12 protein-coding genes are annotated in these 13,347 nt (G+C 38.6%); 7 read left to right on the top strand and 5 right to left on the bottom strand.

The features are described from left to right. Positions 1-15: 15 nt before the first annotated feature. The 7 genes from HUS62_RS09610 (at position 16) to HUS62_RS09580 (ending at position 7,393) form a co-directional block, all read left to right on the top strand. Positions 16-507: a hypothetical protein gene (locus HUS62_RS09610; protein WP_175079340.1), complete on the top strand. Its 492-nt coding sequence runs from the start codon at positions 16-18 to the stop codon at positions 505-507. Then, positions 497-1,231: a hypothetical protein gene (locus tag HUS62_RS09605; RefSeq protein ID WP_175079339.1), complete on the top strand. Its 735-nt coding sequence runs from the start codon at positions 497-499 to the stop codon at positions 1,229-1,231. The genes HUS62_RS09610 and HUS62_RS09605 overlap by 11 nt, the downstream gene beginning before the upstream one ends. Before the next feature lie 170 nt (positions 1,232-1,401). Continuing rightward, complete coding sequence (locus HUS62_RS09600) at positions 1,402-2,331, top strand: hypothetical protein (RefSeq protein ID WP_175079338.1); 930 nt, start codon at positions 1,402-1,404, stop codon at positions 2,329-2,331. A 98-nt stretch (positions 2,332-2,429) separates the two neighbouring features. Then, positions 2,430-3,359 carry a hypothetical protein gene (locus HUS62_RS09595; RefSeq protein WP_175079337.1) on the top strand — a complete coding sequence of 310 codons (930 nt, stop codon included), beginning with the start codon at positions 2,430-2,432 and terminating at the stop codon, positions 3,357-3,359. Beyond that, positions 3,331-4,383, top strand: coding sequence for a hypothetical protein (locus tag HUS62_RS09590; protein ID WP_175079336.1), 1,053 nt, complete (start codon positions 3,331-3,333; stop codon positions 4,381-4,383). Before HUS62_RS09595 ends, HUS62_RS09590 begins: the two co-directional genes overlap by 29 nt. 95 nt (positions 4,384-4,478) lie before the next feature. Further along, a complete protein-coding gene (locus tag HUS62_RS09585) occupies positions 4,479-6,218 on the top strand; it encodes a hypothetical protein (RefSeq protein WP_175079335.1) in 1,740 nt (579 codons plus the stop codon). Positions 6,219-6,220: 2 nt separating this feature from the next. Next, positions 6,221-7,393 (top strand): hypothetical protein, encoded by a 1,173-nt coding sequence (locus HUS62_RS09580; RefSeq protein WP_175079334.1) that lies wholly within the window; start codon positions 6,221-6,223, stop codon positions 7,391-7,393. Between the two features lie 154 nt (positions 7,394-7,547). Here the strand turns inward: HUS62_RS09580 and HUS62_RS09575 are convergent, their stop codons facing one another. From HUS62_RS09575 to HUS62_RS09555, 5 genes are read right to left on the bottom strand one after another with little or no spacing between them, the layout of a single operon-like run. Continuing rightward, a complete protein-coding gene (locus HUS62_RS09575) occupies positions 7,548-10,010 on the bottom strand; it encodes a TraM recognition domain-containing protein (protein ID WP_175079333.1) in 2,463 nt (820 codons plus the stop codon). Next, a complete protein-coding gene (locus HUS62_RS09570; RefSeq protein ID WP_175079332.1) occupies positions 10,007-11,323 on the bottom strand; it encodes a hypothetical protein in 1,317 nt (438 codons plus the stop codon). Before HUS62_RS09570 ends, HUS62_RS09575 begins: the two co-directional genes overlap by 4 nt. Beyond that, positions 11,313-11,957: a hypothetical protein gene (locus HUS62_RS09565; RefSeq protein WP_175079331.1), complete on the bottom strand. Its 645-nt coding sequence runs from the start codon at positions 11,955-11,957 to the stop codon at positions 11,313-11,315. The genes HUS62_RS09570 and HUS62_RS09565 overlap by 11 nt, the downstream gene beginning before the upstream one ends. 4 nt (positions 11,958-11,961) lie before the next feature. Further along, positions 11,962-12,726, bottom strand: a complete 765-nt coding sequence (locus HUS62_RS09560) for a hypothetical protein (protein ID WP_175079330.1) — start codon at positions 12,724-12,726, stop codon at positions 11,962-11,964. Next, on the bottom strand, positions 12,726-13,271 hold the full coding sequence (locus HUS62_RS09555; RefSeq protein ID WP_175079329.1) for a hypothetical protein: 546 nt from the start codon (positions 13,269-13,271) through the stop codon (positions 12,726-12,728). The genes HUS62_RS09560 and HUS62_RS09555 overlap by 1 nt, the downstream gene beginning before the upstream one ends. Positions 13,272-13,347 lie beyond the last annotated feature (76 nt).

The following is a 13,347-nucleotide window of genomic DNA, read 5'->3' as shown; positions in this document are numbered from 1 at the left end:
GTATTTGTGAAAATAATGGATATACCAATCGATATAGCGCTTGATAAAGTCGCAGCATTCGCATCAGAGATACCTGGTATTAGTTTGATCTTTTCTGATATGGAAAAGGTAGAGCGATGGGTTGCTAAGAGCGGAGAGGATAAAGGTTTTACTGCCCAATTGAGACAAAAGCTCTACGAATTAAACGAAAGTGATTTGCGAGAGATATCTACGAAAACGCAGCCATTGCTTTGGTTGTTATTCTTTTTGCCTACATCTACATCTTTTTATTTACTATTTTCACTTAATGAAATAGCCCCAGAAATCTCAGACAACTTGTTGAATGAATCTTTGGCAATTCTAGATGGTGAAGACAATTCTGATAAACGCCACGCTCAAGTATTTGTTGATAGGTGTACACATTTGAATGCAGCTAATTTCATGACGCACATTACCGATGAGAAGTTTGTTAAGTCATTGAACTTGGCAATAGCGCAAGTTAAAAAGGAGCATGGAGATGTTGTGTAGCTTAAAAGGGTTTACCACGACTTTAATTGTGTTAAGTGCATTTGTTTGCACACCATCTATTGCAGAAGAAGATGGGAAGGGTGGTGAAGTGTCAGGCCAAGCTCTTTTAGATGAGCAGAAAGCGAAACTAGAAAAACTTGGTGTTGATATGAATCAAACAGGTAAGGCGCTTTACGACACATTTACTAGCAAGCCTCAAAAAGTAAAAGAAAGTGGCTGTTTAGATTCTATTAGAGCAATTAATGCGAATGCAATTGTAATAGATCCAATGAATGTACTATCAGCTGTCTATTCAAAATTGAAAGATGAATTAGTAAACAGCGGTTGCTCTGCTGCGACTGACTATGCAAATGAGTTGAGTGGACTTTTGGCACAAAAGCTTGAATTACCATACGGGATTGCGTCTTTAGATATAAGTACATCAGGGTCAGCTACAGGTGATAACGGCGTGTTTAACCCAGACGTTAAACTTGATAATGAGAAAGTAGCGAATGAAATTTCAAACTCCGTTGTCAAGGATGCGCGGAGCAATAGCTACAGTGCTAAGTCAGGTTTACAGATGAAAGGAACGATTAAACGCACGAAAAGTACTAAATCACCAAATACTAAGGATGCTGAAAAAGCCATTGAAAATGCGATCGACGTTGACAAGTTTTGGGGAGGCAGTAACGAAGAGGGTAAGGAGAATGAAGGTAATGAAAATCAAGGGAACGGGGGTAATTAATCATGTTCCGATATGCACCTATTGTTATTGGCCTACTTCTTTCATTTAACGCCCAAGCCTCTTGTGATGCATGCGCAAAAGCAGCGCTGGATGCTGCGTCAGGTGCCATTTCATCAAGTGTTGGGGCTACAACGAACCTAGTATCAGTGAACAATCAAACTGTGGAATTGATGAATACAAATGTACAAGCAGGTACGCAAACTCTTGTTAGTTCATTGGAGCTATTAAATCAAAAAGAAATCACTGCCTTAGATGGTGTTGCCAAAACGATTACTTTGACAATTGATCGGCTTGGTGAAGAGCAAATTCGAGCAACTGACCACCTTGTATCATCTTTAAAAAAGATTGAAGAAGATCTTCGTGTTGGTGACTTAGCCATAGAAACAAGTAAACAAGTTGGGCCAATGTCCCAAACATTATCAGGCGATATAAACACTGCGCGTGCTCATGACCTTATGATGGGTGTTGCTACACGCAAAGAATTAAAAAAACTATATCGGGAAAATATGGAGCTTTGGCTTCAAGAGCCTGCAAAAGCCGTTGCTAAAAGTGGTGAAATGGCAGTGCTCCTAGATAATGAAGATTTTTGGGATATTTTGCCGCTTTTGCAGAAAGATATTCTAACTAATGAGGAAATTAATAACTTACATGTACTGCTGCAATTGTTAGTTGAACCTAACCCCCAACCGAAGGCCTCGGCTGGTGAACTTGCTAGTGGGGATTTGGCTGTAAAAAAAGAATTGGCACGCCTGAGAAAGAATGCATTATCAAGAGTGGCACACGATACACTTACCAATATGCTTGCTGACAAAGCGCCTATTATCCCAACCGATGATTCATGGCTTAAAAGTTATTTTAAACTGAATACCGGAGAAGATGATAAAATCAGTTTTGAACAATTCTACGAAGCTGAGACGACTGGGAAAATATTAAGCCCTGATTGGTTTTTAGACATTAAATCTCGAACAGAAGCTGGTTTATTAAGAGAGCAAATTTACCAAACCAACACATCAAATGCGATTTTAGCTGAAATCCTTAAAGCTGAGCGTGATGAAACAAGGTTGTTAACGCTATCAATTTTGCAAAGGTCTGCGCTATGAGCCGCACGATACGCTTTCTATTTTTAAACTCATTGCTGTTTAGTGGGGCTGTATTTGCCAATAATTGGGGCCTTTGCCCAGGCACGCCAGTTACAGGTATGATCCCTTGTGACACGGTATGCTTTGGACCCGCTGGGACTAATTTAGGTGTTACCTATACAGAAGCTGAGCTACAGCTACAAAATGCATTCAATGAAAATACACAAAAATGGTCTGAATTAAATAATACTGCCATGGATTATTTTTCTCAGTATTTTGAAAGGTCAAATACAACCAATGTAAATCGAGCAAGAGCGCTTGATGGCGTATCAAAGGCTGTAACACTTTCTTTAGAGCAATACAGTCAAGTCAATAGTAGAAATATTGATAGCTTTATTCAAAGCTATAAAGAGCTTCACGCTAACATGAGGCAAGCAGATTTAGTAAGAGAAAATTCTAAGAATTACTCAAGTGATTACTCCTCATTTACAGGCGACTATTTACTACGTTCCGGTAAGAAGCGTGCTGAATATTTAAAGATGCAACAATCTAAAGATGCCATTAATGAACTAATTAAAAGCGAAGAAAGAAAAGTTAGCTCTAATGAGCAAGGTGTTTTACTTGTTCAAGCAAGCCAAACTGCCGATGATAAATTATCAATTGTAGATTTTGGCCCATTACTTTTAAAAGAGCATCTTAATGAAGAGGAGTTAACGATACTATTAAAGGCAGGCTACGTTTTTTATTTGCCTTATACAAGCGAAGATGATGAGCAAGCGCGATTACAAAATGCGAGAAAATCAATTGCACTTAATACACTATTTAAATCCCTGGAGTTTGTGAAAGAAGGGGAGCAATCACACTCATTGGTAAATAACATACACCAATTAAATTTTGATTCGTATGTTAATGGCGCCAACATTTCATTACCAACGCATACTTTAAAGCAAGAACTTGTATTTCAAAAGTCCGTTGAGAATACATTACTTCATTCTTACTTAAAAAAAGTGAAAGAAAAAAATGCGCTTAAAGTTATTAATAATTACTAGCTTATGCTTAAGTATTTCACCGATAGAGAATGTATCAACATGGCAACCATGCATGCCATTTTGCGACACAATGTGTACGGGCACAGCTGCAATAAGTTTAACTTCAAATGTAGCAAGTCAGTACGGCTCACTATCTAGTCAAATACAAACTAATACCCAAGCAGTTGGTAGATTGAGCTCATCCTTTATGGAACAACAAGCGAGTCTGTACAGCCAAGAAACAATAGCTAATCAAAAGCGGATCACAGCTTACGATGGTGTGGCAAAATCGATTAATTTAACACTCGAACAGTTTGCAGTTATAAATGAACGATTAATCGACCATATTGCTGCTGAGTTATTTAATATAAAGAAAAATACTCGCCAAGCAGATTTGGTCCATGAAAGTGCTAAGAACGCGGGTGTTAGTGATATCCCTCATGTAAGCAATGCGTTAGTGGCTGCACCTGAATTAGCAAAAGCAATTGAGTTACACAAGCAAAGAGCGGGAGAGGCAATCCTTTTTCAAAATGATATTGCCAAAGAAATTTCCGCGCCACAGCAAAACCAACAGATGGCTTCGCTAATTGATGATCTAGACTTTGAAATCCCAAACCCGTTTAACCTAACTCAAATACCAGAGGAAAACTGGGATGAATATCAAAAGCTTTTAACGCTTGTATATAACAACAAACCAAAAATAGAAGATGCAGGTCTTCAAGAACGTGTAACCCACATTAAAAATCAATTTGTATTATCGGTTTTGACTACAGCGCTTTCTAAATTGGTCACGATCCCTGATGAAAAAGCAGAAACTTTGCTAGCTCTAACCGGCGATAGTAAGACGAATATTAATAAGGCCATGTTTGAAACCTACAAACAAGAGCTTATGAACGTGAATACACAAACATACACAAAATCTGCCCCAGTAAATTCACTTTTGATCATTAATAATCTACAGCTTGCGCAACGTAATTTAATTTTGCAAGAAATCAACAACACAAAAAAACTGAAAAACACATTACTAGCAATTGAGATGTATTAGTTTTGTCCATTTTAAGTGCCAAAACTGCAAATGTTTTTGTTGCAATGATAATTACTATGTAAAAAGACCTTATCACTTTTAAATGAGAACCAGCCATGAGCGATGAAGATAAAAAGGATAATAACGAGTTATTTAATAACTTCTCTGATGATGAAATTTCAGAGCTTGAAAAAATGGCTGATGAGATATCAAAAGAAGGTGACAATAGCGCTACGGTACCTGCAGAAGAGCCAGAAGATAAAAAGGATAATAACGAGTTATTTAATAACTTCTCTGATGATGAAATCTCAGAGCTTGAAAAAATGGCTGATGAGATAGCTAAAGAAGGTGACAATAGCGCTACGGTACCTGCAGAAGAGCTAGAAGATACTAGTTTTAGCCAAGATGTACCTAGCACTGGCAGTAATGATGTAGATGAAATACTCTCAAAAGCCAAAGAGCTTGCAGAGAATCAAGGCGAGATTGAACTCAGCGAAAATCAGCTAACAAATGACGTAAATATCGTTACAGATATTGAAAATGCTGATAATCAAAAAGAGGAAAGTTTGCCAGAGCTTGACGCCAATAGTGAATTTGATGAGGCAGTTTCAAATGACTCTGAACCACCATCATGGGTGAGCGAGTCCCCCCCTATAGATGAGTATGAAGGACATACGTTCGATAATTCAGGCTATACAGAAGCCGACGATTTCGATAAAGAGCTAAACACTAATACTGACAGTAATAGTGACTCAGCTCCTGATAAAGAAGCAGAAAAAGAGAAGGTTGATGAAATTAGCCACCAAAAAGAACCTGATGATAATCTTGATTCAGAGTTTCAAGATAGCAACAGTGTCGATCTTAGTGCTGAAAGTTCAACTTTTGATACGCAAAGCCATCAATTGAACGATACAGAAGAAGAGGTTGTTAATGATGAACATTTCGAGGAGGATAATTCACACGAACCTCAAATAATGTTAGATGATGAACTAAACTCAGATGAACCTGCCGAGGATATTGAACACGATTCAACAGAAACTTACGAAGGTGTTCATCAGGATGATAGTGATGCTTTTGATAGTGTAGAAGAAGATGTTGTGGCTGAGGAAGCTCAAGAAATACTTGATGCAGAAGATGTTAGTCATGATTCAGATTTTAGTGTTGAGTTGAACAATGAAGGGGAAATAGATCAAGATTCAATAACATCTACTCCAGTATATCATCAAGAACAACCGGCCAATCAACTAGCTAACCAACAGCCAGCTAACCAACAGCCAGCTAACCAACAACCGGCTGTTAATTATGGTCATCAACCCGCATTAACCCACACTAAGTCACTAATGTCTTTTGGCTTTGGTTCTCTATCTGCACTATTTAACAGGAATAGTGGATCTAGCAAACAGAAGTCGGATGTAGGTTATTCGTTTGGTGAACACCTCAAAAATGCAGCTCAGAGAGATATTCAAAAACTTCAAGCAATGCAGAAGGAGCAATGTAAGCTACTAGATATGGCCGCGAAACTCACTAACCCTAAAGAGTACGATTCTAACAATAGAGACAGGGTGCTAGGCCTGTTAGGTAAAATATCTGAAGCCTCTAATAATATTACGGCCCAAGCCAACAGGTTATCGATATCAACGAGTAATATGAGCGATGTTAGTAAACAGCTTGAGAATAACAATAATAGTTATAAGGCAGACTCAGAAAAGCTATTAAAGGACATAGAGGGTAATACCAACAAGCTTGATGATAAGTCACTTAAGGAAGCTGCAGAAAAAATTGCCCAAGCATTTAAAGAGCTATTCAACAAGTTATTTTCAAGTGATAAAAATGCTAAATCTGAGATGAGTATGTAGTTATGATTAAAGAAAATTTAGATCAAGCGCTAAATGAATTAGAGCAATTAAATTTATCGTTAGAAGCCAAGGGGAACCTCACTGATGAGCAATTATCAAAAGCACAAGATGCATTAGATGTAATTGATTCCGTGTATAAGCATGTTGCTGATCAACATCGAGCAATTGATACAGATTTAGCGCATACATTAAACAGGATTTCGCGAGTAGCTAGTGATTTTGCTTCATTACAACGAAGTGATATGCAGCCTAGAGATAATGATTTAACAAGCAAAGTACTAAGTAAGCTTAATAAGCTTGAGACTGCTATTGCAAAAAATGATAATGAATTTGGTCAAAACTCACCGCATCAACAAAATCATCCTGCGCAATATGGCCCACAAACTACATTCGAAAAAGACTATAACTTAGGTTCTATTTTAATGGGTAGCGCAAAAATGGCTGGCGCTGTTGGTGCAAGTATTATTGGAGCAGGGGTAGGTGGTGCTAAAATGGCAGGCGCTGCGGGTGCAAGTATTATTGGCGCTGGGGTTGGTGGTGTTGCAGCTGCAGGAAAAGGCGCATTTGACGCTTTTTCGTGGGCTAGGCAGCGGTGGGCACAGAATGCAAATGCTTGTAATGAAATCATAGGCACGCACAAGTCTGGTGGTACTGTTGATGATGCTTCTATTAATGAAACCTTTTCTAAGCATAGAGGTAACTTACAGCCTTTCGAAGCCACACCTAATTCAGAAAAGGCAAAACCTAAAAGTGACAATGCCCAAGCGAATTCTGAGTCGAGCACAACCCTGGTTAAACCAACTGGTTCATTTTTGGACTTTAGGAAAAACCAAGAAGAAATTCAATTTCTCAAAGCTGCAGAGACACTTGCGAGGAATTTAAGTGAAGCAAAATATCATCAAGGAAATGAACCTGATACGACGGATACGCATACAAAGTTAATGGATAGTGTAAAAACCTTTTCAATGGCTGCTGAGCAACTTAATGATGAGTCTAAATCTAAACTGAGTAAGGTGACTGAAAATCTGCTTAGTGATGTAGACAAGCAATTAGAGCTGGATAAAGAGTCTCAAGAAAAACTATCAGAGTCAGTTCGTGAGGCGATGGAAAAATTAAAGTCAGTCTTCCTTAACCTACTAGGCCGTGGACAAAATAATCAAATGGACGCAACTTAACTCCTATCCTCTTTTTTTGGTACCAGAAAAAGCTTGTGAGTTTTAAAGTCATAACTGGTGATTTTAGTAACAGTGCAACAATGCGGGACAGTCGGTGACCATAAAATGAACTAATATCATTCAGATGGCCACCATTTTTTGGTCGACTTCTTTCTTAATTATCAAGTAGTTCTGCGACATGTTTCCACATCATTTCTTCATCATCACTTTTTGGCTGAACCCTCGGTTTTGATGTGTACGGTATTTCTTTAGCTGTAGTTCTAAGTACGTCTTCAACTTCGCTTTCATTTATATGCTCAGAATCTTCCCCATAAACCTGTTTGTTTATTGATTTTAATTGCTCTTTAATTTTGTCTGCGATGTTTATACCGCGTTCATCAGCTGAAAACAGCCAGTGATGGCTATCTTCCGCCAAAGAATGCGCAATATCACTTGAGAGTGTAGTAGGCTCCTTGTCAGGGCTATCTTTATTAATCGTTTGTGCTTCCATACTCGCATTAAACTGCTCTGTATCAAGGCCTGAAACGTTTATCTTTGATGTCTTTGTCTTAGTTTGAGCACCTTCATCTTTGCCTGCTTGAGGCTTAGATTGTGTTTTATTTTGAGTATTGTCCTGTGGGCTCGTATCATATACATGTTTGTACTTATTCAATGTAGTGATGAATAATGACTCTTCCTCTTGTTCGGATAGCCATGCGCTATCTTGATTTAAGGCTGGAATCTTTGGGTAAATATTATCACCCTCATATTGCTTAATTAATGTATTAGCACCACGAACATACCTTTTGATCACATCAATCTCTTGGTCTGTGGGTGGTATAATTGGAAGTAATCTATTATAGCGAAAACTTGTTTTAAATTTTGTTTCATCAATTCCGTGATAAAAAGTATTTATTTTATGTACATTACCACGCTCAAAAAAATGTGCTTCACCTTCCATTTGGCTCGCCACATCATCAAAGTGTATCTTATCCACTTCTTTAATTGTGGCCTGCACATCTTTCTTAAATCTGTTAATTAAGGTTGCTTCACTAAATGAGCCTGCTTCTGCTACAGAAACAGTCGATGCAAGCTCTTTGAATTTTTTCCATGTTGTTTCTGGATCTTGCGTTCTCATTAGCCATTTATTTAATGTGTTACCGAAGATCATTTCAGCTTCATCTTTGTCAGCACGGATTAGGCCAGCCAGATCTTGCGACCCAAAAGTTACACTTGTACCCAAACCTCTACCTTGAGTGGCGGCAACGGCAAATCCAGGGACAGCCACTTCAGCATATTCGTCAGCAATAATATTAAAAGGTACTTTTAAGTCGATTGGCAGGTTTTCGATAATGTCTTCAAAGCTACCTTCAGTTACAGAACCAAGTCCTAATGACATGGCTTGTTTTACAGCAGAAAGTGATATTTTCCCTAAATTTTTCTGCTCAGCAGGCGGGTTTTCCATTGCCGGTAGAAGCGACAGGAAGATGCGATTATTAAAGATAATATCTTCGAGTGAAATCTCTGGTGTATCATAATCATAAATGTGTCCAAAGTTTGCCGCTAGGTTTGCTAATGGCTCGCCGTAATAGCTTTTCGCATAACCGAAGCTACGAGATACAGATTCGTTTTGTTGACTTGCGTTCTTACTGGGATCGTACTGTAAATTTTCTAAATACATTTGAAGGGGTCTTTTGACCTTTTTAGATAGTTCAAAAGTGACATTTTCTTCAGCATCAGGAACGTAAATGTTTTTATCTGTTACATAATATAGGTCTGCAACTCGCTGTAGGTTTAGGTAATCAGCAATTAAGCCTGGGCTTAATCGGATGATATTATTGTCTCTTAGTTCACATAGCGCTGGCAGAAGCGCTTTCATTACCTCCCTTGCACTAGCTAAAAAAGATTCATTCTGACCAGCTTCTGAGGGAATGAGCATCCCTAATATTTGAAAGTTCTCTGAAGGGTTTCCGAGGGCAAATGGATTAAATGTATTCGTACCTTTTTGCCACCATTCCTCCTTAATAGTTGCGCCACCTTTTTTGTAGTTAAGCACCCGTAAGTCATCGATACGGCCAAACATTTTGCATAAAATGACAAACTGGATAAGAAGTTTATTTCCAGCTTTAGGATCAAGATAAAATACACCACCCCCCATGCAAAAGGTCGTCGCTCCGACTAAAGAAATAAGAGTTTCAGTTTTGCCCGCACCCGTTGTTCCTATAACGAGCCCATGAGTTAGTAAGTCTCCCCCTTCTTGCCATAATTCCTTTGCAGCGCCACCACGAATATTACCAAGCATGACCGTGCCCAATGCTTTTTTGTACTTAATTCTGCCTGGGTAGGGTGCGTTCCAGTCCGTGTACTTACCTTTAAGCTCTATTGGAAGTTTAACGGGGAGTGTTTTATTGATTTTTGTAAGCGTACATCTTAGCGTAACGATCGATATAGCAAGAAATGATACATAAAAATAGTAGGGTGCAAAAAACACAAGCACTATACAAATAATGTTCATTGACAACGCGGCTTCAAAGCCAGTAATAAACGTCCACGCTTTCTGAAGCTCAGTTCTTGTATCTGCGAATTTTTGGTTGTTTTTTATTATCTGGTTGTGGTTCGGTGCTTGATTATGATTCAAGATACTACCTCACTAATTCTGTTAGGTTGTTCTAAAAGCCAACCTTCACTATTGATGTACTTTAGATAGCCATTTATTGCATTATCAGTAAAAGGAAAGTTGGCTTTCTCTTTAAGCTTCCTTTCAGTGAGCCAAAGACCTCTAGAACCAGCAGACTCAGTCCATGCTGCAGGAGAAAGGTTGTGATGAAGGGAATACCAAGTGTCTCGGTCAACTTCTTTTAACCATGGGAATCGACTTGGAGGTAGCTTTGAGCGTCTGTGTGTGGCCCTGTGGTAAAGGGCCACCAAAACAGTGCTTGCGTATGTATGTGCTTTTTGAATTTTCTTTACCGCGACTTGGTTACCAAACTCGGCTATAACATCATCAACACCGGTATCGTCAAAAGTTAAGCTTTTCTCAAATGCTTTGGTTGATCTAAATGTGGCTGAAAACCTATCGAGCATTGCAAATGCCTTTTCTTTATTGGTGTCACCACCTTTAATCATTAGCAAAAATACAGCATACAATGCTTTTATTTGAGGGGGTAACTTGTCAGGGTTTTCCCATCGTCCAAGTTTTGTTATTTGCTTTGCAAAGTTACGTCTAATAATGGTCAAATCTAGTAAACATTGTTTGTGTAGAACAGGTAAACCTTCATCCACATCATAAGAATCAATGATAGTCATTGTTTGACTTTTGTTTTTAAATTGTAGTTTCTTTCCAAATTTGACCTTAAATATGACACCATCTTCATCGACATAGCTAAGCGCTCCTTTTAAGATCGCATAGCGTATTGGTGATGCTTCTTGCCTATGTGGGCCTTTGTTAAAATCGCTCTTAATTAAATTATGTAGTAAAGCAGGGCGTATTTGTGGAAAGTGAGCCTGCATATGGTTTGCCAGAGTGAAAATGTCAAACTTTCGTTTCAGCTGGCTAGGTCTTGAATATCGATAGCATAGGTATGAGCCCCATACGCCTAAAATGAGTATTGGGAATCTTAAAAAATACCCGATCACATAAAACACATCTCTTGCATCACTAAGGCTAGGGCGGCTGCTCTTATAAAGCTGCATTTGTCTAAGGATAGCCTCTTTATCCGTGATGAACATTTCATCAACCAGTAAGAAATAAATGCTATCTATGATGTCATGTTCGGGTAAAAGGTCGTAAATAAAGTTAGATGCATTAATAAGAGCAACAGATATTAGAACAGCTGTGTTGACGATGTAATGACCTGTAGTGAACCATAAAGCGTATACACCTACTATAATTGCAATAATAACAAATATCTGTGCGCCTATATCGTGGTTTTGGGGATTACTATTCGCCATTAGTAGCCCCTAGCTTCCAAGAAAGGAGAGTCTTGTGTTTTCGAACAGTGAAATACAAGCAAATCAATGTATATAATGAGCTGGCAAGTAGGGCGCAAACGATGTAAAGGGAATGACGGCCAGCGCTTATATTCGTGAAAGCAGAATATGCAATAATGAGAAGCAATGAACCACATATAAAATAGGACTTTATACAACCAACAATAAGCTTATTTATTTTGCTATCATCCATCTGATCTTTAAGTATCTTTTTATGGTCGCCAAGTAGCAATTGCACAATAGCTTTAGATTGCGCCTTTGCTCTCAACATGGGGAGGCGTGACCCGCGACTAAAAGAGCGTTTATAAACAGGATCTTTCCAAGGAAAAATAAGCCCTAGCTTATTATCCTTCATTTCCAAAATGTTTAGGCCGAGCCTGTCTATTGTCGTGGCTCCTTCGTCAATTTTTTCTTGCTCTCTGAATCTAAGTTTATTACCGAGTTCATAAGCATCGTTTTCTGTTTCTGCGTACACGCTATATGTAATGTTTTTTTTCTTACCGTCAGGTAGTGTGATGGTTAGGACAACGTCATAGATATCTGCGTCTGATTTTTTTAATCGACGTTGCTCTATCATTTCAAAAAAATTCAGCATCCGGTTACTCCTTTAGCTGCGCTTTGACAGTGATTACTTGTATATATGGTTCAAATGCCTGTTCAAAGAGTTTATTGACAAGGGGCGTGTTGAGAGGTACTTGGCTATTGTTTTGCTTAGTGTATGTTACGATGGCATCAAAAATTTCTGATGCACTCGCTAGCAATTGATTTCGTATAAGGGGGGCTGTTTCTTCATTGATAAAGTTGTCCATGATTTCATCAATGTGAGAGTCGACACATGCTACGGTATTATTGATAATATCGAGTAAATCATCTTCATAGTTTTCGTTCCCGCACTCGATTAAGTGTTTAAGGATTACACACGATAATTGCGCCATACCAACGAATTGGAGCGCAAAGTCATCTTCTGTGAGTTCTCCCTGTATACTTTCTGCATGAATGCTCTCTAAATCTAATAATTCAGTGCATATGCGCGTGATTGAATCAATATTTTGTTCGTTGATTTCGAAGCCGGATTCGCATATTAAACTTATTGCTAATCGAGACAGGGATACGAAATGCAAGTTCGTGATATTGTAATTAGCTTCTACAGCACTTGTTATAATTGAGCATTTCAGCTTCTCAATACATGAAAGCAATGAGCTAAATTCAGCTTGTGAGTTGGCTTTACCTTCTTTGATAAGATATGAAACAATGGGTGTAATTGTTTTAGTCCCATTGATAATCTCTCTTGCGTTAGTGTCTTGCTTTAACGTTCCAGAGTTTAAGAGAGCTTGTTTTGCTGATACGACTGTTTCATTGGACATCACAGTGTCTCCATTTTCTGCGCAGGATTTTTCACTGCAGTCTCGTTACTTGTGTATTCAGTTATGCTGCTTTGTTGGCTTACCGATATCGGTGATAGTAGATTTAAATCCAGTACTTTCTTCCCCTTACTTGGGTTGTTTTTCATGCTCATTTTATGGGCAGCAAAAAGCGTTTCTGACAAGGTGGAAATGGCGATAGATGGATTGTGAATACTGTTTGTGTTGGTAACAACTCTGCGTTGATAAAATGCATTTTCATCGTGAACGGTTGTAAGTGGAATATTATTAAATCCGTTTCCAATGGTTGTGGTATTAAGTTTCGCGTTCACAAGAAGAGCTGGCAATATAGCTTGAGCATCGACTGCAGCACGCAAGTCACTAGTGGATGCATCTCCGATGACAAGTTCTTCAACACCGAGGTTTTTTAAAAACTGTGAAAGGACTTCTGTGATAAACGTTACGAAATGTGCAGAACCCGCTGGTTCAGTATAGCCGCAGGTAGAGCATGATGTATTGGTTTCACTAAACATCGGTTCAATTGTCAAACTCTCATTGCAACTAGGGCAGTAGAGTAAACTTAAAGAGGGAGTGATTATCACGCTATTACCTTTCTGAAAATTG

The sequence above is a fragment of the Pseudoalteromonas sp. 0303 genome (assembly GCF_013349995.1).
GTDB lineage: Bacteria > Pseudomonadota > Gammaproteobacteria > Enterobacterales > Alteromonadaceae > Pseudoalteromonas.
Note: the sequence above shows the minus strand (reverse complement) of the source record. Positions and strands in the feature narration are given on the sequence as shown.

Bases quoted from the DNA above. Each gene is read 5' to 3' on its own strand.
- HUS62_RS09610 (WP_175079340.1), top strand. From the start codon at position 16: ATGGATATACCAATCGATATAGCGCTTGATAAAGTCGCAGCATTCGCA.
- HUS62_RS09605 (WP_175079339.1), top strand. From the start codon at position 497: ATGTTGTGTAGCTTAAAAGGGTTTACCACGACTTTAATTGTGTTAAGT.
- HUS62_RS09600 (WP_175079338.1), top strand. From the start codon at position 1,402: ATGAATACAAATGTACAAGCAGGTACGCAAACTCTTGTTAGTTCATTG.
- HUS62_RS09595 (WP_175079337.1), top strand. From the start codon at position 2,430: ATGATCCCTTGTGACACGGTATGCTTTGGACCCGCTGGGACTAATTTA.
- HUS62_RS09590 (WP_175079336.1), top strand. From the start codon at position 3,331: ATGCGCTTAAAGTTATTAATAATTACTAGCTTATGCTTAAGTATTTCA.
- HUS62_RS09585 (WP_175079335.1), top strand. From the start codon at position 4,479: ATGAGCGATGAAGATAAAAAGGATAATAACGAGTTATTTAATAACTTC.
- HUS62_RS09580 (WP_175079334.1), top strand. From the start codon at position 6,221: ATGATTAAAGAAAATTTAGATCAAGCGCTAAATGAATTAGAGCAATTA.
- HUS62_RS09570 (WP_175079332.1), bottom strand. From the start codon at position 11,323: ATGGCGAATAGTAATCCCCAAAACCACGATATAGGCGCACAGATATTT.
- HUS62_RS09565 (WP_175079331.1), bottom strand. From the start codon at position 11,957: ATGCTGAATTTTTTTGAAATGATAGAGCAACGTCGATTAAAAAAATCA.
- HUS62_RS09560 (WP_175079330.1), bottom strand. From the start codon at position 12,726: ATGTCCAATGAAACAGTCGTATCAGCAAAACAAGCTCTCTTAAACTCT.